General features: G+C 60.7%; 18 protein-coding genes. 12 read left to right on the top strand and 6 right to left on the bottom strand.

The window, feature by feature from the left end:
• Window positions 1-107: 107 nt before the first annotated feature.
• From ACA041_RS21225 to ACA041_RS21215, 3 genes are read right to left on the bottom strand one after another with little or no spacing between them, the layout of a single operon-like run.
• Complete coding sequence (locus tag ACA041_RS21225; protein ID WP_497437121.1) at window positions 108-812, bottom strand: YoaK family protein; 705 nt, start codon at window positions 810-812, stop codon at window positions 108-110.
• Window positions 813-847: 35 nt separating this feature from the next.
• Window positions 848-1,177, bottom strand: a complete 330-nt coding sequence (locus ACA041_RS21220) for a DUF6388 family protein (protein ID WP_497437116.1) — start codon at window positions 1,175-1,177, stop codon at window positions 848-850.
• 20 nt (window positions 1,178-1,197) lie between these two features.
• Window positions 1,198-1,446: a hypothetical protein gene (locus ACA041_RS21215; protein ID WP_283188463.1), complete on the bottom strand. Its 249-nt coding sequence runs from the start codon at window positions 1,444-1,446 to the stop codon at window positions 1,198-1,200.
• A 149-nt stretch (window positions 1,447-1,595) separates the two neighbouring features.
• Between ACA041_RS21215 and ACA041_RS21210 the strand changes: the two genes are divergently transcribed.
• Entirely contained in the window at window positions 1,596-1,946 is a 351-nt protein-coding gene (locus ACA041_RS21210; RefSeq protein ID WP_497437111.1) for a hypothetical protein, read from the top strand.
• A 157-nt stretch (window positions 1,947-2,103) separates the two neighbouring features.
• Here the strand turns inward: ACA041_RS21210 and ACA041_RS21205 are convergent, their stop codons facing one another.
• Window positions 2,104-2,526, bottom strand: a complete 423-nt coding sequence (locus ACA041_RS21205; protein WP_497437106.1) for a GNAT family N-acetyltransferase — start codon at window positions 2,524-2,526, stop codon at window positions 2,104-2,106.
• Between the two features lie 150 nt (window positions 2,527-2,676).
• Here ACA041_RS21205 and ACA041_RS21200 point away from each other — a divergent pair, with 150 nt between their 5' ends.
• Window positions 2,677-3,114, top strand: a complete 438-nt coding sequence (locus ACA041_RS21200) for a hemerythrin domain-containing protein (RefSeq protein WP_497437102.1) — start codon at window positions 2,677-2,679, stop codon at window positions 3,112-3,114.
• A 51-nt stretch (window positions 3,115-3,165) separates the two neighbouring features.
• Entirely contained in the window at window positions 3,166-3,756 is a 591-nt protein-coding gene (locus ACA041_RS21195; RefSeq protein WP_497437098.1) for an NUDIX domain-containing protein, read from the top strand.
• 130 nt (window positions 3,757-3,886) lie between these two features.
• Here ACA041_RS21195 and ACA041_RS21190 read toward each other — a convergent pair whose 3' ends face one another.
• Window positions 3,887-4,408: a methylated-DNA--[protein]-cysteine S-methyltransferase gene (locus ACA041_RS21190; RefSeq protein ID WP_497437094.1), complete on the bottom strand. Its 522-nt coding sequence runs from the start codon at window positions 4,406-4,408 to the stop codon at window positions 3,887-3,889.
• 137 nt (window positions 4,409-4,545) lie between these two features.
• Here ACA041_RS21190 and ggt point away from each other — a divergent pair, with 137 nt between their 5' ends.
• Both ggt and ACA041_RS21180 read left to right on the top strand, forming a co-directional pair.
• Complete coding sequence (ggt, locus tag ACA041_RS21185; RefSeq protein WP_497437090.1) at window positions 4,546-6,273, top strand: gamma-glutamyltransferase; 1,728 nt, start codon at window positions 4,546-4,548, stop codon at window positions 6,271-6,273.
• Window positions 6,274-6,345: 72 nt separating this feature from the next.
• On the top strand, window positions 6,346-6,918 hold the full coding sequence (locus ACA041_RS21180) for a cysteine hydrolase family protein (RefSeq protein WP_497437085.1): 573 nt from the start codon (window positions 6,346-6,348) through the stop codon (window positions 6,916-6,918).
• Here the strand turns inward: ACA041_RS21180 and ACA041_RS21175 are convergent.
• Window positions 6,875-7,774 carry a LysR family transcriptional regulator gene (locus tag ACA041_RS21175; protein ID WP_497437080.1) on the bottom strand — a complete coding sequence of 300 codons (900 nt, stop codon included), beginning with the start codon at window positions 7,772-7,774 and terminating at the stop codon, window positions 6,875-6,877. The genes ACA041_RS21180 and ACA041_RS21175 overlap by 44 nt on opposite strands.
• Before the next feature lie 146 nt (window positions 7,775-7,920).
• Here ACA041_RS21175 and ACA041_RS21170 point away from each other — a divergent pair, with 146 nt between their 5' ends.
• The 7 genes from ACA041_RS21170 to ACA041_RS21140 all read left to right on the top strand — a co-directional run bounded on the left by ACA041_RS21170 (window position 7,921) and on the right by ACA041_RS21140 (window position 17,479).
• Window positions 7,921-9,420 (top strand): purine-cytosine permease family protein, encoded by a 1,500-nt coding sequence (locus ACA041_RS21170; RefSeq protein ID WP_497437075.1) that lies wholly within the window; start codon window positions 7,921-7,923, stop codon window positions 9,418-9,420.
• On the top strand, window positions 9,417-10,244 hold the full coding sequence (locus ACA041_RS21165) for a nitrilase family protein (RefSeq protein ID WP_497437072.1): 828 nt from the start codon (window positions 9,417-9,419) through the stop codon (window positions 10,242-10,244). Before ACA041_RS21170 ends, ACA041_RS21165 begins: the two co-directional genes overlap by 4 nt.
• A gap of 117 nt (window positions 10,245-10,361) precedes the next feature.
• Window positions 10,362-11,384, top strand: a complete 1,023-nt coding sequence (locus tag ACA041_RS21160) for a helix-turn-helix transcriptional regulator (protein WP_497437066.1) — start codon at window positions 10,362-10,364, stop codon at window positions 11,382-11,384.
• A 159-nt stretch (window positions 11,385-11,543) separates the two neighbouring features.
• The gene (locus ACA041_RS21155) at window positions 11,544-13,412 is read left to right on the top strand and encodes an amidohydrolase (protein WP_497437061.1); all 1,869 of its coding nucleotides are present in this window, start codon (window positions 11,544-11,546) and stop codon (window positions 13,410-13,412) included.
• Window positions 13,413-13,430: 18 nt separating this feature from the next.
• The gene (locus ACA041_RS21150; protein ID WP_497437057.1) at window positions 13,431-15,173 is read left to right on the top strand and encodes an amidohydrolase; all 1,743 of its coding nucleotides are present in this window, start codon (window positions 13,431-13,433) and stop codon (window positions 15,171-15,173) included.
• A gap of 111 nt (window positions 15,174-15,284) precedes the next feature.
• Window positions 15,285-16,025, top strand: coding sequence for a TorF family putative porin (locus ACA041_RS21145; protein ID WP_497437052.1), 741 nt, complete (start codon window positions 15,285-15,287; stop codon window positions 16,023-16,025).
• Window positions 16,026-16,075: 50 nt separating this feature from the next.
• A complete protein-coding gene (locus ACA041_RS21140; protein WP_497437049.1) occupies window positions 16,076-17,479 on the top strand; it encodes a purine-cytosine permease family protein in 1,404 nt (467 codons plus the stop codon).
• The last annotated feature ends 36 nt before the right edge of the window (window positions 17,480-17,515 follow it).

Genomic DNA, 17,515 nt, shown 5'->3' with positions numbered 1-17,515 from the left:
AATTTGTGTCCTGCATGACTTGAAATCCACCACAGAACCCTGTGGGAGCGAGCCTGCTCGCGAAAGCGGCCTGAAAGGCGACATCTATGTTAAATGTGATGACCCGATCAGCGCGGCATGTACCCCAACTGCCACCGCCGCGGAATCTTCAGCGACAGCAACCCGATCGCCCCCGCCAGCAACCCGCTGACAAACAACGCCCTGAGCCCCAGATGATGCTCCAGCACCGCACCCAGCACCGCGCCGGCAAACATCCCGGTCCAGGGGATCAACTGCACCCGCCAGCCATTGCGTCGTTCGCCCAGCATCCAGCGCCCCAGGCCGCGACCGAAACGCGACAGGGCGCCGGTGACATAGGTCAGGCCGACCGGCAGGCCGTTCACTTCTTCCACCGCGGCATTGAGCATGCCCATGGCGATGATCGCCGCCAGCAGTGCCGGTAATTGCTGGTCATAAGGCCAGGCGGCGGAACCGCAGAGCAGGGTGGCGATGCACAACAGCAAGGGCAGCGCCCGCCGCCCGCCAAGGCGGCTGACGACGATGCCCAGGGCGTTGCCGAGTATGAAGGTGGTGACCAGTATCAGCAGGCGCAGGGTCAGGCCCATGTCGCCGTCGCTGATGGCCACGGCGAGACGGGTGGTGTTGCCGCTCATGAACGAGACGAAGTCGCCGCTGGCCATGAAGCCGATGGCGTCGGTCATGCCGGCAAGGACCGAGAGTGCGGCCACCAGGGACATGCCGATACGTCCGCGCCATTTCTGGATATGCAGATGCCCCGGGCTGGCTCGGGAAGTCGAGAGGGATGGCAGCATCGGCGAAGGTCTTCCTCAGGCAGCGACCGTCAGGGTCACTTGGTCAATCCATATAACTCGCAATATTCCAGCCAGTCCATCCCGGCCATCTCGGCCACTTCCTTGTGCACTTCCATGCGTTGCGCCCGGTAGTCCTCAGGCGTGGCGGCGGTCAGCTGCAGGGTCAGTTCCCAGGCAAACAACCCGAGACGCTCGGCTTCGGCCTCGAAGGCTTCATGCAGGCGCTCGTCGCGGTACTGTGCCTGGGTCTCGCCCTTGGCCTGGGCCAGCAGCGGGTTGAGGTTGTCGAGTTCGGCGCGCAGTTCGGGGCGCTCATCGAGAAACGTGTTCAGCGCCTGTTCGTGTTGCTGTTCGGTTGCCGCCATGGTCGCTCCTTGGGAATGGATTACGAGGTCTGCTTCTTGCTCGCCTTGGCTGCTGCCGCCAGGCATTCGAGGGCAAACTGCTCGGGATACGTCATCTGGATCGGCGTGGTTTCGCCCTTGACGGTTCTTTCGCCGTCGAGGATGTAGCGAATCCGCTTGTCGGTGACGCCGATTCGCTTGGCGATCCAGGAAGGCGTCTGGCCGATCTGGCTGATCAGCTTGTCGGCATATTCAGCGGTCGGTTTGTAGTATTCGGCGTTGGGTGTCATTTGGCTTTCCGGAAAAATGTGCGTTGCAGCGTTAATGGCGCGACAGGGTGCGCGAATCATCACGCGGTGTCGCGGTATAAATGAAGTAAAGCAGAACGATACGCCGTGCCACGGTGATACAGTCCGCTTTTTCTTGATGAGCGAACGCAATGCGAATTCTGATGGTGGCGCTGGCCGTATCCTTGCTGGCCGGATGCGCGGGCTCGGTGATGAACGATGCCCGCACTGGAACCCCGTACAAGACCCTGACCTCGAACAAGCCGGAAAAAGTCGTCGCCCAGTGCGTCCAGTTTTCCTGGCAGGACGAGGCGGTGTTCGGGGTCGATGCCGGTGCGTATCTGCAGCCGGGCAAGAAGGGCGGGTCCACTGTCTACACGCGCTCGGTGGAGTCCTTTGTGGACGTGACGACCGATGCATCCGGCACGCAGTTGAGTTACTACGCGCAGAAAGATGACTTTGTCGCCAAGCGCCGTCTGGCGGCGTTGGCGACCTGTCTCTGACCTTACAGGCAACGCACATCCCCTGTGGGAGCGAGCCTGCTCGCGAAAGCGGTTTTTCATTCAACATTGATGTTGACTGACCCGCCGCATTCGCGAGCAGGCTCGCTCCCACAGTTGTCCGGTGCCGATCACATGATCGGGGCTGTCTCTACAGGGGCTATGCGAGACGCTTCTGGAAAAAGAAGCGCTTATGCCCCGGCGGGTAGTCAGCGATCTGCCCCAATTCGCTGTAGCCCAGCTTCCTGTAGAACTCCGGCGCCTGGAAGTCGAAGGTGTCGAGCCAGACCCCGATGCATGCCTTCTCCCGCGCCAGGTCTTCGGCCATCAGCATCAGCTTCGTGCCCATGCCTGACCCTCGGGCCTGTTCCGGCACCGACAGCAACTCGACGTACAACCATTTGAAAAAAACCCGGCCATACAGACCGCCAAGAATCTCGCCGTTTTCGTCGCGGACCAGCAAGGCGATCGGCTCCGGGACAGTGGCACCGGCCTTGGCCGCGTTGTAGGCGCGCAACGGCAGGAGGAGCGCCTGACGCTCTTCATCCGTGGGGTTTTGCGACTGTTCGATCCGCAGGTTCATCAGCTATTTCCTTATGGCCAGGGTGAAAAACAATCCCAAGCCTATCGCGCTACCCGGTCGTTGTTCCAGTCCTCCGGTGGAACCGTCGCACGCGGGCAGGTGTCTAGCCTAGACAGCGTCATTCCAGAGCGCAGCCTATGAGGACAACCCGTGAATATTTTTGAAGCCTTGCGTGAAAGCCACGAACGCCAACGCACCTACGCCGATGCGCTGATCCAGACCAGCGGCGACACCCCGGAGCGGGTCGAGGCCTACAAGCAGCTCAAGTCTGAACTTCAGGCCCACGAAACCGCTGAAGAGCGGCATTTCTACATCCCGCTGATGGAATTCGACAACGGCGTCGACCTCAGCCGCCATGCGATTTCCGAACATCACGAGATGGACGAGATGATGGAAGAACTCGACGAGACCGAGATGTCCAGCCCGGCCTGGCTGGCGACCGCGAAGAAGCTCTCGGAGAAGGTTCATCACCATCTGAAGGAAGAAGAACAGAAGTTCTTCCAGCAAGCCGGCAAGCTGCTCGACGACAAGCAGAAAGAGACGCTGGCAGAGCAGTACCTGAAGGAGTACAAGGCCCAGCTTGTCTGAGGGCGTTTTCGTCTACCATGGGCGCCTTTTGACGAACAAGGGATAGGTTGCATGTCGAACACAGCCGAGCGGGTCAACATCATCGAGTCTCAGGTGTTGTCCCACGACTGGTACCTGCTGAAGAAAATGACCTTCGATTACCGGCGCAACAACGGCGAATGGCAACGCCAGACCCGCGAGGTCTACGACCGTGGCAACGGCGCGGCGATTCTGCTGTTCAATCGTGAACGCAAAACCGTGGTGCTGACCCGGCAGTTCCGCCTGCCGGTGTTCGTCAATGGTCATGATGGGCTGCTGATCGAAGTGGCGGCCGGATTACTTGAAGGGGCCGCGCCTGAAGAACGCATCCGCGATGAAGCGGAAGAGGAAACCGGCTATCGCGTGCACCATGTGCAGAAGGTGTTCGAGGCCTACATGAGCCCGGGCTCGGTAACTGAAAAGCTGCACTTCTTCATCGCCGAGTACGACGCTTCATCGAAAGTCAGCGAGGGTGGCGGGCTGGAGGAGGAGACCGAGGAGCTGGAAGTGCTGGAGTGGTCGTTCGAAGAGGCACTTGCGGCGTTCGATCGCGGGGAGATCTGCGATGCGAAGACCATCATGCTGTTGCAGTATGCGGCGATGAAAAACATTCTCTCAGCGTGAGTCATCCCTGTGGCGAGCGAGCTTGCTCGCGCTGGGCTGCGAAGCGGCCCCAAAATCTCCAGCCTTACTCGGGATTTTGCCAGTGCTGCGCACTGGAGCGGGAGCAAGCTCCCTCGCCACAAAGGGTTGGTTAACTTGAAAACAAGTCGTCCATCCTATTGATCCCCGACCACTCGCATCCTTCCAGCGTCAATAACCACTCCTTGGCCTCAAGCCCCCCGGCAAACCCCGTCAGCTTCCCCGACGCACCAATCACCCGATGACAGGGCGCCACAATCGAAATCGGATTCTTGCCATTCGCCGCACCCACCGCCCGCACTGCACTGGGATTACCGATCTGCACGGCAATCTGGCTATAACTGCGGGTCTCGCCGAACGGAATGGTCAGCAGCGCCGCCCACACCTTCTTCTGAAATTCGGTCCCGACAAAATCCAGCTCCAGCTCGAAACAGTTGCGCGTGCCGGCGAAGTACTCCTTCAGCTGTTGAGCGGTGCGCACGAGGACCGGGTTGTGCGGGTCTTCGCTCATCGGCCCCAGCAGCACCCGGTTCGGCTTGTCGTTTTCCCAGAGAATGGCCGCCAGTCGTGAGCCATTCGCCACCAGCTTCAGCTCGCCGACCGGGGACGCCATGGTCATGCAGGTGTAAGTCATGCAGGCAGACTCCGCAAAAGTGCCGATCAGGGGCCAAGCATACTGCCTCGACGGGGAGGCGCAATACGCAATCCCAGCCATACTGGACTACTGCCATTGAAGCGTTTTCCTACTTAAGAAAAAGAAGAGACCGACTCATGAAGTTCGAACCTTTTGCCAAATCGCTCATTGCGACCTCGTTGGCGCTGAGCTGCCTGATGGCCCACGCCGCCTCCGTGGCCCCGGTTGCCGCCGAAAACGGCATGGTGGTCACCGCCCAGCATCTGGCCAGCCATGTCGGCGTCGATGTGCTCAAGAATGGCGGCAACGCCGTCGATGCCGCGGTCGCGGTGGGGTATGCGCTGGCGGTGGTGTATCCCGCCGCGGGTAACCTCGGCGGCGGTGGCTTCATGACCATTCAACTGGCCGACGGGCGCAAGACCTTCCTCGACTTCCGTGAAAAAGCGCCGCTGGCGGCCACCGCCGACATGTACCTCGACAAGGAAGGCAATGTCATCCCGGACCTCAGTACCCGTGGCCACCTGGCCGTCGGCGTGCCGGGCACCGTGTCCGGCATGGAGCTGGCCCTGCAAAAGTACGGCACCAAACCGCGCAAGGAAGTGATCGCCCCGGCGATCAAGCTCGCTGAAGACGGTTTTGTGCTGGAACAAGGCGATGTCGAATTGCTGGAATACGCAACCGACGTGTTCAAGAAGGACATTAAGGATTCCGGCTCGATCTTCCTGAGTAATGGCGAGCCGATGCAGGTCGGGCAGAGGCTGGTGCAGAAGGACCTGGGCAAAACCCTGCGGGAAATCTCCGAGAAGGGCGCCGACGGTTTCTATAAAGGCTGGGTCGCGGACGCCATCGTCACCTCCAGCCAGGCCAACAAGGGCATCATCGCCCAGGCTGATCTCGACAAGTACAAGACCCGCGAACTGGCGCCGATCGAATGCGATTACCGCGGCTACCACGTGGTTTCGGCGCCACCGCCAAGCTCCGGCGGGGTGGTGATCTGCGAGATCCTGAACATTCTCGAAGGCTACCCGATGAAAGACCTGGGCTACCACTCGGCCCAGGGCATGCACTACCAGATCGAAGCGATGCGTCACGCCTACGTGGACCGCAACAGCTACCTCGGCGACCCGGACTTCGTGAAAAACCCGATCGCCCATCTGCTGGATAAAAACTACGCGACCAAGATCCGCGCCGCCATCGCCCCGCAAAAGGCCGGTGTATCCCGCGAACTCAAACCCGGCGTAGCGCCCCACGAAGGCAGCAACACCACCCACTACTCCATTGTCGACAAGTGGGGCAACGCGGTCTCGGTGACCTACACCTTGAACGACTGGTTCGGCGCCGGCGTCATGGCCAGCAAGACCGGGGTCATTCTCAACGACGAAATGGACGACTTCACCTCGAAAATCGGCGTGCCGAACATGTACGGCCTGGTGCAAGGGGAGGCCAACGCCATCGCCCCCGGCAAGGCACCGCTGTCGTCCATGAGCCCGACCATCGTCACCAAGGATGGCAAAGTGGTGATGGTCGTCGGCACCCCCGGCGGCAGCCGCATCATCACCGCGACCCTGCTGACCATGCTCAACGTGATCGACTACGGCATGAACATCCAGGAAGCGGTCGACGCCCCGCGTTTCCACCAGCAATGGTTGCCGGAAGAGACCAACCTGGAAACCTTCACCACCAGCCCGGACACGGTGAAGATGCTAGAAAGCTGGGGCCACAAGTTTGCCGGTCCCCAGGACGCCAACCACCTGGCGGCGATCCTGGTCGGCGCGCCTTCGCTGGAGGGCAAGCCGGTAGGCAAGAACCGTTTCTACGGGGCGAACGATCCGCGGCGCAATACCGGGTTGTCGCTCGGTTACTGAGGATCGTTTTCAAAAGGGGACGGATCTGTTTTTCCGTTCCCTGAACCCACTGACATCTCAAGGAAGTCACCCATGACCACTGCACTGCTGATCATCGACGTCCAACGTTTGCTGTGCGTCGGCGAGTACGAATGCTTCGAGATCAGTCGTGTCATCGGTCTCATCAACGGCCTGAGCGCCAGGGCACGCGTAGCAGGCATCCCGGTCATCCTGATTCAGCATGAAGAAAAGGGCAGCCTGCTGCAGCAGGGTGGCGAAGGCTGGCAGCTGGCCGAGGCCCTGGAAACGTCACCCCAGGACCTGCGTGTACGAAAAACCACCCGGGATTCTTTTTACCAGACCCCGCTGCTGCAGATGCTGCAACAGTGGGACGTCCAGCGCTTGATCATCTGCGGCCTGCAAACCGACTATTGCGTCAATGCCACCGTGCGCCAGGCACTGAAACTGGGCTATGACGTGGTGCTCGCCGCCGACGCCCATTCCACAGTCGACACCGACAATATGGCCGCCGATGACATCATTGCCGAGCACAATACCCGCCTCGCACGCCTGAGCAGTCCGGTGTCCCGGATCGATGTCATCCCGACCCGGGAAATACGCATCAGGAACCGAAAATCTCGATCAACTCGGTCAGGAATGCACTGACCAGGTCGCGCTGACGCGCCGAATGCCGAACCGCCGCATGAAAGCCAACCTCATAGCGCAGCAGCTCGGGATTCAGCGGATGCAGCTGCCCGAGCTGTTCATGTTTATCCGCATAGTGCTGCGGCAGAAAACCGAGGTGCTGGCCGGAGAGGATGAGCAGGGCGGCGCCGTCCATGCTGTCGGTTAACACCGTCAGACGTTCGATCGCGGCGGGAGCCGGCATTTCCGGCAAGGGGTGGCTGGGCCATACCCAGTCGTAGCGGCTGACATCATCCCGGGTCAGCGCACCCACTTGCTCGAACAGCGGGTGAGACGGAGCGCAATAGGCGATCTGGGTCTCCTGGAACAAAGGGAAGTAATCGATATTGGGCAAGCGGTGCCAGAAATAACCGATCGCCAGATCGATATGGCTGTTGATGATCTTTTCTTCCAGCAGAGATGATGACAGCTCGGTGAAGTGGAAATACAACCCCTCATGTCGGGCCCTTAAACGCGCAATGGCCAAAGCGATTTTCTTGTTGGCCAGCGGATCGATCTGACCGAGCAGGCCGATGTTGATGTTGCCCGAGACTTTGCGATTGATGTGCTGCACTTCCACCCGGAAACCTTCGGCAGCCGCCAGCAATCGGCGGGCCGCTTCGACAAACTGGCCGCCCTTTGGCGTCACTGCAAAGCCTGCGCGCCCGCGTTCGCAAAGGCGAAATCCCACGCGCGCCTCCAGCGTGGCCAATTGTGCGCTGATGGTCGGCTGCGTGGTGTTGAGCGCGGTTTGCGCGGCGGAGATTCCCCCGGCTTCCACCACGGTCAGAAATACCCGGATCAAGCGTAGATCCAGCTCCGATACAGTTCCCAGCATGCGTGCTCCGATGCTCACTCACATAGACATGGATCTATGTGAACAGTGTGTCTGCGATATTTAACAGCCCTGATCAACGCCCTACATTGCAATGAAACCGGCGCTTTGCCCATAAAAACAACAATTCACTGCATAGGAACAATCATATGTCAGGGTCCCCACAGTCTGCGCACGCGATCGAAGCGAACAACGGGTTGGCCATCGAAGGCCGCTCGATCGATTACATTCCGGAAAATGAACGACACGCCAAACTCGCCAGCCAGGGGCCTTTCTGGTTTCTGGGCAACTTCCACTTCTTCACCATCTCCATCGGATTTGTCGGGCCGAGCCTCGGACTGTCGGCCCTATGGACCATGCTCGCCGGTGCGTTGGGCATCATGTTCGGCACCATTTTCATGGCCTTCCACGGCTCGCAGGGGCCGGAAATGGGCCTGCCGCAGATGATCCAGTCCCGTGCCCAGTTCGGTTATCGCGGGGTGATCCTGGCCCTGATGGCGACGATGTTTGTATTCGTCGGTTTCAACGTGGTGAACATTTCGCTGATCATGAACGGCCTCGAGCATGTGTTTGGCATCGACCCGACCCTTGTCGCCATTGCAGTGGTGCTGATCGGCGCGCTGCTTTCGATCTACGGCCACGACCTGATGCACAAAGCCTTCAAGTGGGCGTTGCTGGCGACCTTGCCGCTTTATGCTTTGGTTACCATCGCCTTGATGTTCGGTGCCGGGCAGGAGGGTGTCACCCCGGCGACCGACCTGGGGTTCAGCTGGATTGCCTTCGCCACCCTGTTTGCCATCGGTGCCAGCTACAACATTTCCTATGCGCCCTACGTCTCGGACTATTCCCGTTACCTGCCGAAAAACACCAGCCGGCCGAAACTGATTGCCGCGGTATTCATCGGTGCGTCGTTGTCGGGCAGCTGGATGATCGGCCTCGGCGCCTGGCTTGCGCAGCAATTACAAGCAACGGACGCGCTGGTGGCGCTGAACCAGGTTGGCTCTTCTGTGATGCCAGGCCTGGGCAATGTGCTGGTGATCGTCTCGGTGGCGGGCTTTCTGCCCATCATCGCGCTCAACACCTACAGCGCCATGCTCACGTTATTGACGGGCGTCGACTCGATCAAAAAAATCACACCGACACCCCGCGCCCGGGTGATGTCGATCTCCGTTATCAGCGTCATTCTGTTGACCTGTGTACTGTCGATCAAAGGCGACGGTATCGCGCTGCTGAACACCTTCCTGGTACTGCTTCTGTATTTCCTCGTACCCTGGACCGCGGTCAACCTGGTGGACTATTTCCTTGTGCGCAAAGGTCGCTACGCCATCCCGCACTTCTTCACGCCCAAGGGTATCTATGGTGCCTGGCAATTTCGCGGGATCGTCTCGTACCTGATTGGCTTCGCCGCAATGGTGCCGTTTTTCTACATCTTCGATGCGGCCGCTGGCAAAGAGGTTTTCGTCGGGCCGATGGCGCGCATGCTTGAAGGCGTGGACATTGCCTGGTTGGTGGGGTTGGTCGTTTCGGGCCTGACTTATTACCTCCTCAGCCGTTCGATCGACCTGGCGTATGAACGCCGGATCATTGATTCGATGACCGAGCGCGACATTGTTGCCATGACCCATCTGTCCGTGGAGGAAGTGCGTTGAACACTGCCAGAAATATCGTGGTCGCCTGCTGCCAGTTGGCACCGAAAATAGGCGACCTGGCTTACAACCGGAAACTGACCGAGCGAGCGATCCGCTCGGCTGCCCACCAGGGCGCCCAGGTGGTGGTGTTGCCTGAACTGGCTCAGAGCGGCTACCTGTTCGCCGACCGCAACGAAGCCCTGTTCCTGTCGGAAACCGCAGAGGGGCCGACGTTGCGCCTGTGGTCGCAACTCGCCCGCGAACTGAACATTGTCGTGGTCGGCGGGTTCTGCGAGCGCCTGGAAGGCGATGAACTGGGTAACAGCGCGGCGCTGATCGATGCCCAGGGTCTGCGCGCCGTGTATCGCAAGGCGCACCTGTGGGATGGCGAAACTGAAATCTTCAGCGCCGGCCATGCCGCGCCGCCGGTGATCGATACGGTGTATGGACGCATCGGCATGCTGATCTGCTACGACCTGGAATTCCCTGAATGGGTGCGACTTCCGGCACTGGCCGGCGCCGACCTGCTCTGTGCGCCGGTCAATTGGCCCGACGGCCCGCGGCCGCAAACCGAGCGCCCGGCTGAAGTCGTGCGGGTCCAGGCCAATGCGTCGGTGAACCGGATGTTCATCGCCGCCTGTGACCGCCATGGTCACGAGCGCGGGGTCGGCTGGGTGCAAGGTTCGGTGATCGTCGACGCCGACGGCTATCCGCTAGCAGGGCCGGCAGAGCAGAGGGGCGAGCAGATTCTGCTGGCGACGCTGAACCTGGTCGAGGCGCGTAACAAACGCATCAGTGCGCGTAATGATCTGCATCGGGATCGGCGGCCGCAGTTGTACGGTTGAGACCGTCAATCCATGTCATCACCTCTGCAGCGCCGCGGCCGGTCACCGTGACTGGACGCGATTATTGCGCCGTGGCAAGGTCGCATCTCAGGTCATTTTGCAGACGGGATCAGAACGATGGAGGAGGGTGATGAGGTCGGCGCCAAGGCGTCGATGGCGACACTGCAGGCGTTTAATCTTTGCGTGCTCCAGCTGGGGCGCCTGGCTCGGGATCGCGGTGCGTCGCAATTTATCGCCGAGGGGCTGCAGGCCTTCCGTCAACTGGTGCCCTTCGCTTCGGCCTGGTGGGGCGAGATGTCGGCGTCAGGCGCCAGTGCGCCGCCCAAAAGCTGGATGCACGGGCGAATCGATCTGCCCGAATCCTTTGCCGCCGAATGGCACAAGAGTGCCGGCAACGACAAATTCTCCCATGACACCTTGAGTCGACCCGGTGAGGTGGTGCGCGACAGCGGGTTCACCGACCCTGATGAAGAAGTGGACGCGTTCGCCCGGCGCCACGAGCTCTACCATCTGATGTGCATCACCTTCGAGTTGCCCGAAAGCGGCTTGATGTTCTTCGTCTGCCTCTACCGTGGCAGCGGTGCTCCTGCATTCAATGACAGCGAAGCCGGGTTGTTCTCGGCGTTCTGCGACCATCTGTTGCAGTTGTGGCGCTTCCAGGTGCAGGACATGATTCGCTTCGACACGGGCAACGGGGCGACTGACTTTGGGGTCGCTCGCATGGACGGCAGTCTGCTGTATGTGGGCGCCAGTCTGTGCGCCGCCATTCAGCGCGAGTTGCCCGGGTGGAGTGGTTCGATGCTTCCCGCGCAGGTCATCGCGCAACTGCAAAAGGCGCCGTGTGTGATGCGCCTGGGTCGTTGTGCGCTGACCCTGAGTCCCAACGCCGAACATGTCATCCTGTCGCTCCAAACACAGTCGCGCGCGGCGGTGCTGGCACCTCGCGAGCGCACGGCGGCGATGCTGTTCGCCGCCGGTCATTCCTATAAGGAAATTGCCAAAATCCTGGCATTGAGTCCTGCCACCGTGCGCACCTATCTGCGCAACTGCTACTTGCAGCTCGGCGTCAAAAGCAAGGTGGAGCTCGGTTCTGCCTTGCGCTCGCCAACCCCGCTTGCAGAGGGCGCCCGTCGGGATTAGTCGCGGCGCCGCTGATTTTTCACATAAAACCGCCTTACCCCTCCTCATTTGTGGAGGTCCGGATTTCTGCTGCCCTCTATAAGGTGTGCCTTGCATTCAGGGGTTGCACGGCAGCGTGTTCGGGCCACTTCGACAACTATAAAAAAAGAGGTGAGGCAGTTGAAATTTTCCAGGCTATTTATCGCCGTTGCCGCGACCACGGCCATTTCCGGCATGGCGCTGGTGGGGTGTCAGACCCAGGGTTCCACAGGCGCCGACATGGTGTTGCGCAACGGCTATGTCTACACCGTCGACGGCAAGAATTCGGTGCAGCAGGCGGTCGCCGTCACGGCGGGCAAGATCGTTTATGTCGGCAGTGATGCAGGGGTTTCCTCCTACATCGGCAAGCAGACACAGCTGATCGATCTGGCCGGCCGCATGCTGATGCCGGGCTTCATCGATGCGCACATGCATCCGGGGGACGGCGGACGCGCCATGACCTTGTGCGACCTGAAATACCAGACGATGACCCGCAAGGTGTTCCAGGAAACCATTCAGGCGTGCCTGGATGCCGACAAGGGCAAAGGCCCCGATGTCTGGCTGGAAGTGGGCAGCTGGGATCGCATGGGCATGGACGGACTTGACGGTGACCCGGACAAATCGACGCTGGATGCGCTCAAGACCGATCGCCCGATCCAGGTCCGGTCCACGGATTTCCATACCGTGCTGACCAACTCTCGCGGCCTGGAAGTAGCGGGCATCAACAAGCACACGGCCAACCCGGGTGATGGCAAGTACGTGCGCGACAGCGCCGGCAACCCGACCGGTATCTGCGAAGACGGAGCCGCCGATGCCATGGCCGCCGTGGTGCCGCCCGCCACCGACGCAGAGAAACTCAATCAGATCCGTGCGGCGCTCGATGCCATGCGCCAGCAAGGCATCACCAGTTTCTTCGATGCCTTGTCGGGGGCCGAAAATGGCAAGGCGTTGACGACCCTGCAGCAGTCGGGTGAGCTGACGGCGCGGGCGTTGCTGGCGATCAAACTGGACCCTGCGGCCGCCATGGCAGACCCGGCGAAAACTATTGCCGAGGCCAAGGCATTGGCCACTGCCTATGACCAGGGCGAAGCGAAAGTCGCGCCGGGCGTGAGCATGCGCCACGTCAAATTGTTCATGGACGGCATCATCAACGCGCCGGCCGACACCGGTGCAATGTTGGCGCCATACCTGCGCAATGCCGGCACCGATACGGCGCCGAAGTGGACAACCGGCAAGAACACCGGTGAGCTTTACTTCCCGCCGCAGGTGCTCAAGCCGCTGCTGCTCGAGGCCGTCCAGGCCGGTCTCGACCCGCACCTGCACGCCACCGGAGATCGGGCGGTGCGTGATTCGCTGAACGGCATTGAATACGTGCGCCAGCAACTGCCGGGTAACGGCTTTCGTCCAGCCATTACGCACAACGAGTCGGTGGACCCTGCCGACTATGCACGCTTCAAGGCGCTCGACGTGACCGCCAACATGTCCTTCCAGTGGGCGCAGCAGGCACCCTCTACGGTCGACGGTACCAACGAGCATCTGGGGCCGACGCGTTTTGCCCGCATGGAACCCTCCGGCAGCATCGCGCGTGCCGGCGGCCGTGTGGCCTATGGCAGCGACTGGCCCGTCGACCCGCTCGATGAGTTCCTGGCGCTGAAGATCGGTGTCACCCGCTCGGGCGATCCGCTGAACCCGCACAGCTACGGCCCCAAGTATGCGGGCAGGCTCAATGCCGACCCGGCCCTGTCGCGCACTGAAGTGCTGCGCACCATCACCATCAACGCCGCCGAGCAACTGAAGCTGGACGCTGTCGTCGGTTCGGTCGAGGTCGGCAAGTTCGCCGACCTGATCGTTCTGGACAAGAACTTCATGCAGGTGCCCGAGGAGGCGTTGGCCCGCAACGAAGTGCTGCTGACCGTGGCAGGCGGCAAGGTGGTGTGGGCCAAGGCGCCGTTCGCGAGCCTTGAGCCGAAGGCGTTGTCCCAGGCATCCATTTCCCGATCCGCCCAATAAAAACAAGAGAGCGTTCCGATGCAACGATTTATTCCCAACCTGCTGGCCGCCGCCCTGGCTTTTTCCTCGGTGCAGGCCATGGCCGCCGCTGACCTGGTGTTGTTCAACGGCAAGGTATTCACCGCTGAGCCCGGTCTGGGACTGGTCCAGGCGGTGGCGGTGCAAGACGGCAAGATTCTAAAAGCGGGCAGTAATGCCCAGATCAACGCCCTGGCCGATGCCCGCACGCAACGTATCGATCTGGCGGGCAAGGTGCTGATGCCGGGAATGATTGATACCCATAGTCACCCGGTGGTTGCGGCCTTCAACAGCATGGGCGCCAACCTGCTGGATGAAGTCAAACCCTTGCCGGAACTTGAGCAGTGGATTATCGAACAGGATCAGGCCGGCATTGCGCGTGCCGGTGACGTGATCAGCGTTGCCGGGGTGAGTTCGGCCTATTGGGACAAAAGCCGTGAGCTCGGCCAGCGCTTCAATCAAGGGCGCTGGGCCGATCAACCGCTGGTTCTCAGCGGGATTGACGGGCATACCGGATGGGCCAACAACGCCATGCTCAAGCGCCTGAAGATCGACGCGGCACTGGTCAAAGGCCTGTCGGAACAGGATCGCAGCTTTGTGGGGCACGACGCCGATTTCACCCCCAATGGCTATTTTGCCGAGTCTCGCTGGGACCAGGTTCGCAGCCAGATCCCCGCGCCCAGCGACGAGGTCATGCTCAAAGCCGCCCGTGAGGCGGTGAAGGTCAACAATCAATATGGCGTCACCGCCTGGATGGACGCGGCGGCGAATGCCGGTAGTGGCGATTCGCTGTTTGATTTCCAGGCCACCGAGCAGAGCTACGGTGTGCTGCCGCTGTACCGCGAACTGGCACAGAAGGGTGAACTCAGCGCCCACGTGGCCGCGCTGCTGCTGGCCAATCCAAAAAGCCGACCGGCCGACCTGGAAGTGCTGGCCAAGGTGATGAAGAAATTCGAGGGCGTACCCAACCTGAGCTTTCCTGGGATCAAGGTCTTCGCTGATGGCGTTCTCGAGTTTCCAGGGCAGACGGCAGCAGTCATCGAACCCTTCACCAACAGCCACAAAAACGGCCAACTGCTGATCGACCCCAAGCACTTCGGCGAATTGGTGGTGGCGGCGGAAAAGCGCGACTGGATCGTGCACATGCATGCGGTCGGCGACCGCGGCGTCCGTGAAGCACTCAATGGTGTTGCCTATGCGCGCACACTCAACCCGACACCGGTGGCCCATAGCATCAGCCACCTGCAACTGGTCAACCCCAAGGAGTTTGCACGCTTCAAGCAGCTTGGCGTGATCGCCTCGATGCAGCTGCTGTGGGCCACCGGCGAGAGTTACACCGTCGAACTGGTCAAACCCTATATCAGCGCGTTTGCCTACGGTTACCAGTACCCCGCCAGGTCCCTGCATAACGCCGGCGCCGTCGTCGCCGGCGGCAGTGACTGGCCGGTGTCCAGCCCCAACCCGTGGAATGCCATTGCCCAGGCCAGCACTCGCAAAGGGCCGCTGGGTGTGCTGAACGCCAAGGAAAGTATCGATCGCCAGAGCATGTTCTACGCCTACACCTTGAATGCCGCCAAAGCCCTGCGCCTGGACCGGCAGATCGGCTCGCTGGCACCCGGCAAGCAGGCGGATCTGATCATTCTCGATCGCGACGTGTTCAAGGTCAGCGATGACGAACTGTTCGACACCAAAGTCCTGAAGACCTTCTTCGCCGGTAAAGAGGTTTACGCGCCCGCGTCCTGACCGATACCCCAGCCGCAGCACCCGAAAAAATGCCCGGCTCCTCGTCCTGCGAGGGGTTCGGCATCGCCATGCCCGACATTTTCCGCACCTTCATAAAAATAAGAGATTTGTATGAACGCACGCTCAGTCTTCACCCTGGCCAGTCTGGTATTGGCACCGTTGACCACCCAGGCACTGCCCCTCAATGACGACTTCAGCCTGGACATGACCCTGGGTGTATTCAGCGACTACCGCACCCGTGGCATTTCGCAAACCCTGGGTGATCCGGCGGCCCAGGCCAGCGCCACGCTGGTGCACAGTAGCGGCCTGTACATCGGCGCCTGGACCTCGAATGTCGATTTCGGCGGCGAGTTCAAGACCCGGCAGGAACTCGAGTACTACGCCGGCTACTACTGGCAGGCGACCGAGGCCATCAGTCTCGACCTGGGGTACATCAAGTACGACTATCCCAAGGAGGGCCAATTCAACCTGAGCGAGGTCTACGCCATCCTTGACGTGCATGGCGTGAAGCTCGGCGCCCACTATTCGAACGATACGCCGAACGTCTTTGGCGAAGACCAGGACACTCTGTACACCTACCTCAGCTACCAGATCGCCTTGCCGGCCGAGCTGGGCCTGAACTTGCGCGTGGGGCGCGGCGATGTCAAAGACCCGGCGTACTGGTCCACCAACGGCGATAGTCGCGATGCCTACTACGAGTGGGAAGCCAAGCTGACTCGTGATTTCGTGGGCGTGACCTGGGGTCTGAGCTACATCGATACCGACCTGTCGAAAAGTGAATGTGCGGGTTGGTATGGATATGGAGACCTGTGCACGGCGACGGTGGTTGCCAGTGCAAGCAAGACGTTCTAAGCCTGCAAGCCCACCCAATAACAACAAGCGCCTCCAAGGAATACACCGCAATGACCAAGGTCAGCGATAAACAGCAGCGCAGTACCCTGATCGAGACACGTTCGATCGATTTCATTCCCGAGGCCGAGCGTCATGGCAGCCTCTACAGCCAGTTCACTTTGTGGCTCGGCGCCAACCTGCAGATCACCGCGATTGTCACCGGCGCGCTGGCGGTGGTGCTGGGCGGCGATGTGTTCTGGTCGCTCATCGGCTTGCTGATCGGCCAGGTGCTGGGCGGCGCGGTGGTGGCCTTGCACGCCGCCCAGGGGCCGAAACTCGGGCTGCCGCAGATGATCTCCAGTCGCGTGCAGTTCGGGGTCTATGGTGCGGCGATCCCGATCGTGCTGGTGTGCCTGATGTACCTCGGGTTCAGCGCCACCGGCGCGGTGCTGTCGGGGCAGGCCATTGCCCAGTTGATCGATGTCAGCGACAGCGCCGGCATCCTGATTTTTGCCTCCTGTATCGCTTTTCTGACGATGTTCGGCTATCGGGTCATCCACTTGGTCGGCAAGGTGGCAAGCGTGTTGGGGATCATCGCCTTTGTGTATCTGTTCACCCGGCTCTTGACCCTCAACGATGTCGGCCTGTTGCTGGAAAACCGTCACTTTGGCTGGAGTACTTTCCTGTTGGCGGTGTCCCTGTCCGCGTCCTGGCAGATCGCTTTTGGGCCCTACGTCGCCGACTACTCGCGCTACCTGCCGAGCAGGACATCGTCCTGGAAGACCTTCACCGCCGTTGGCCTGGGCACGGTGCTTGGCGCCCAGGCGTCCATGGTGCTGGGGGTGTTTGCCGCGGCCCTGGCCGGCGCGAATTTTCGCGGGCATGAAGTCGCGACCATCGTCGGTCTGGGCAGTACCGGCGTCATGGCCTCGCTGCTGTATTTGAGCGTGGTGTTCGGCAAGGTCACCGTGTCCACCCTCAACGCCTATGGCAGCTTCATGTGCGTGGCGACCATCATCAGTGGCTTTCGCAGTCGCCTGGATATCAGCGCCAGGCAGCGCATGCTGTTCGTGCTGCTGATTGTCGCGGCATCCACCACGCTCGCGTTGCTGGGGCAGCATTCGTTCCTCAATACCTTCAAGTACTTCATTCTGTTTTTGCTGACGTTCTTTACGCCATGGAGTGCGATCAACCTGGTGGATTATTACTTCATCAACAAGGAACGTTACGACATTGCGGCGCTGTCCGATCCGGCTGGGCGCTACGGGCGCTGGAATTTGTTGGGTATTGGCGTGTATGCCGTCGGGGTGTTGGTCCAGTTGCCTTTTGTCGACACCAAGTTCTACTCGGGGCCGATGGTTGCGCAGTTGGGCGGGGTCGATATTTCCTGGATCGTGGGGTTGGTGGTGCCGGGGATTCTTTATTACGCGCTGGCCCGGGGGACGGCGCTGGCGGTGGTTCCTGAGCGGAGTTAAGGCCTGGGGATGTGGGTGAGCCCGAAAGATCGCAGC

The sequence above is a fragment of the Pseudomonas sp. LBUM1676 genome (assembly GCF_059695605.1).
Note: the sequence above shows the minus strand (reverse complement) of the source record. Positions and strands in the feature narration are given on the sequence as shown.

Coding starts and splice junctions, on each gene's coding strand:
- ACA041_RS21175 (WP_497437080.1), bottom strand. CDS start 7,774: ATGCTGGGAACTGTATCGGAGCTGGATCTACGCTTGATCCGGGTATTT.
- ACA041_RS21205 (WP_497437106.1), bottom strand. CDS start 2,526: ATGAACCTGCGGATCGAACAGTCGCAAAACCCCACGGATGAAGAGCGT.
- ACA041_RS21190 (WP_497437094.1), bottom strand. CDS start 4,408: ATGACTTACACCTGCATGACCATGGCGTCCCCGGTCGGCGAGCTGAAG.
- ggt (WP_497437090.1), top strand. CDS start 4,546: ATGAAGTTCGAACCTTTTGCCAAATCGCTCATTGCGACCTCGTTGGCG.
- ACA041_RS21140 (WP_497437049.1), top strand. CDS start 16,076: ATGACCAAGGTCAGCGATAAACAGCAGCGCAGTACCCTGATCGAGACA.
- ACA041_RS21170 (WP_497437075.1), top strand. CDS start 7,921: ATGTCAGGGTCCCCACAGTCTGCGCACGCGATCGAAGCGAACAACGGG.
- ACA041_RS21180 (WP_497437085.1), top strand. CDS start 6,346: ATGACCACTGCACTGCTGATCATCGACGTCCAACGTTTGCTGTGCGTC.
- ACA041_RS21160 (WP_497437066.1), top strand. CDS start 10,362: ATGGAGGAGGGTGATGAGGTCGGCGCCAAGGCGTCGATGGCGACACTG.
- ACA041_RS21195 (WP_497437098.1), top strand. CDS start 3,166: ATGTCGAACACAGCCGAGCGGGTCAACATCATCGAGTCTCAGGTGTTG.
- ACA041_RS21225 (WP_497437121.1), bottom strand. CDS start 812: ATGCTGCCATCCCTCTCGACTTCCCGAGCCAGCCCGGGGCATCTGCAT.
- ACA041_RS21215 (WP_283188463.1), bottom strand. CDS start 1,446: ATGACACCCAACGCCGAATACTACAAACCGACCGCTGAATATGCCGAC.
- ACA041_RS21210 (WP_497437111.1), top strand. CDS start 1,596: ATGCGAATTCTGATGGTGGCGCTGGCCGTATCCTTGCTGGCCGGATGC.
- ACA041_RS21150 (WP_497437057.1), top strand. CDS start 13,431: ATGCAACGATTTATTCCCAACCTGCTGGCCGCCGCCCTGGCTTTTTCC.
- ACA041_RS21220 (WP_497437116.1), bottom strand. CDS start 1,177: ATGGCGGCAACCGAACAGCAACACGAACAGGCGCTGAACACGTTTCTC.
- ACA041_RS21145 (WP_497437052.1), top strand. CDS start 15,285: ATGAACGCACGCTCAGTCTTCACCCTGGCCAGTCTGGTATTGGCACCG.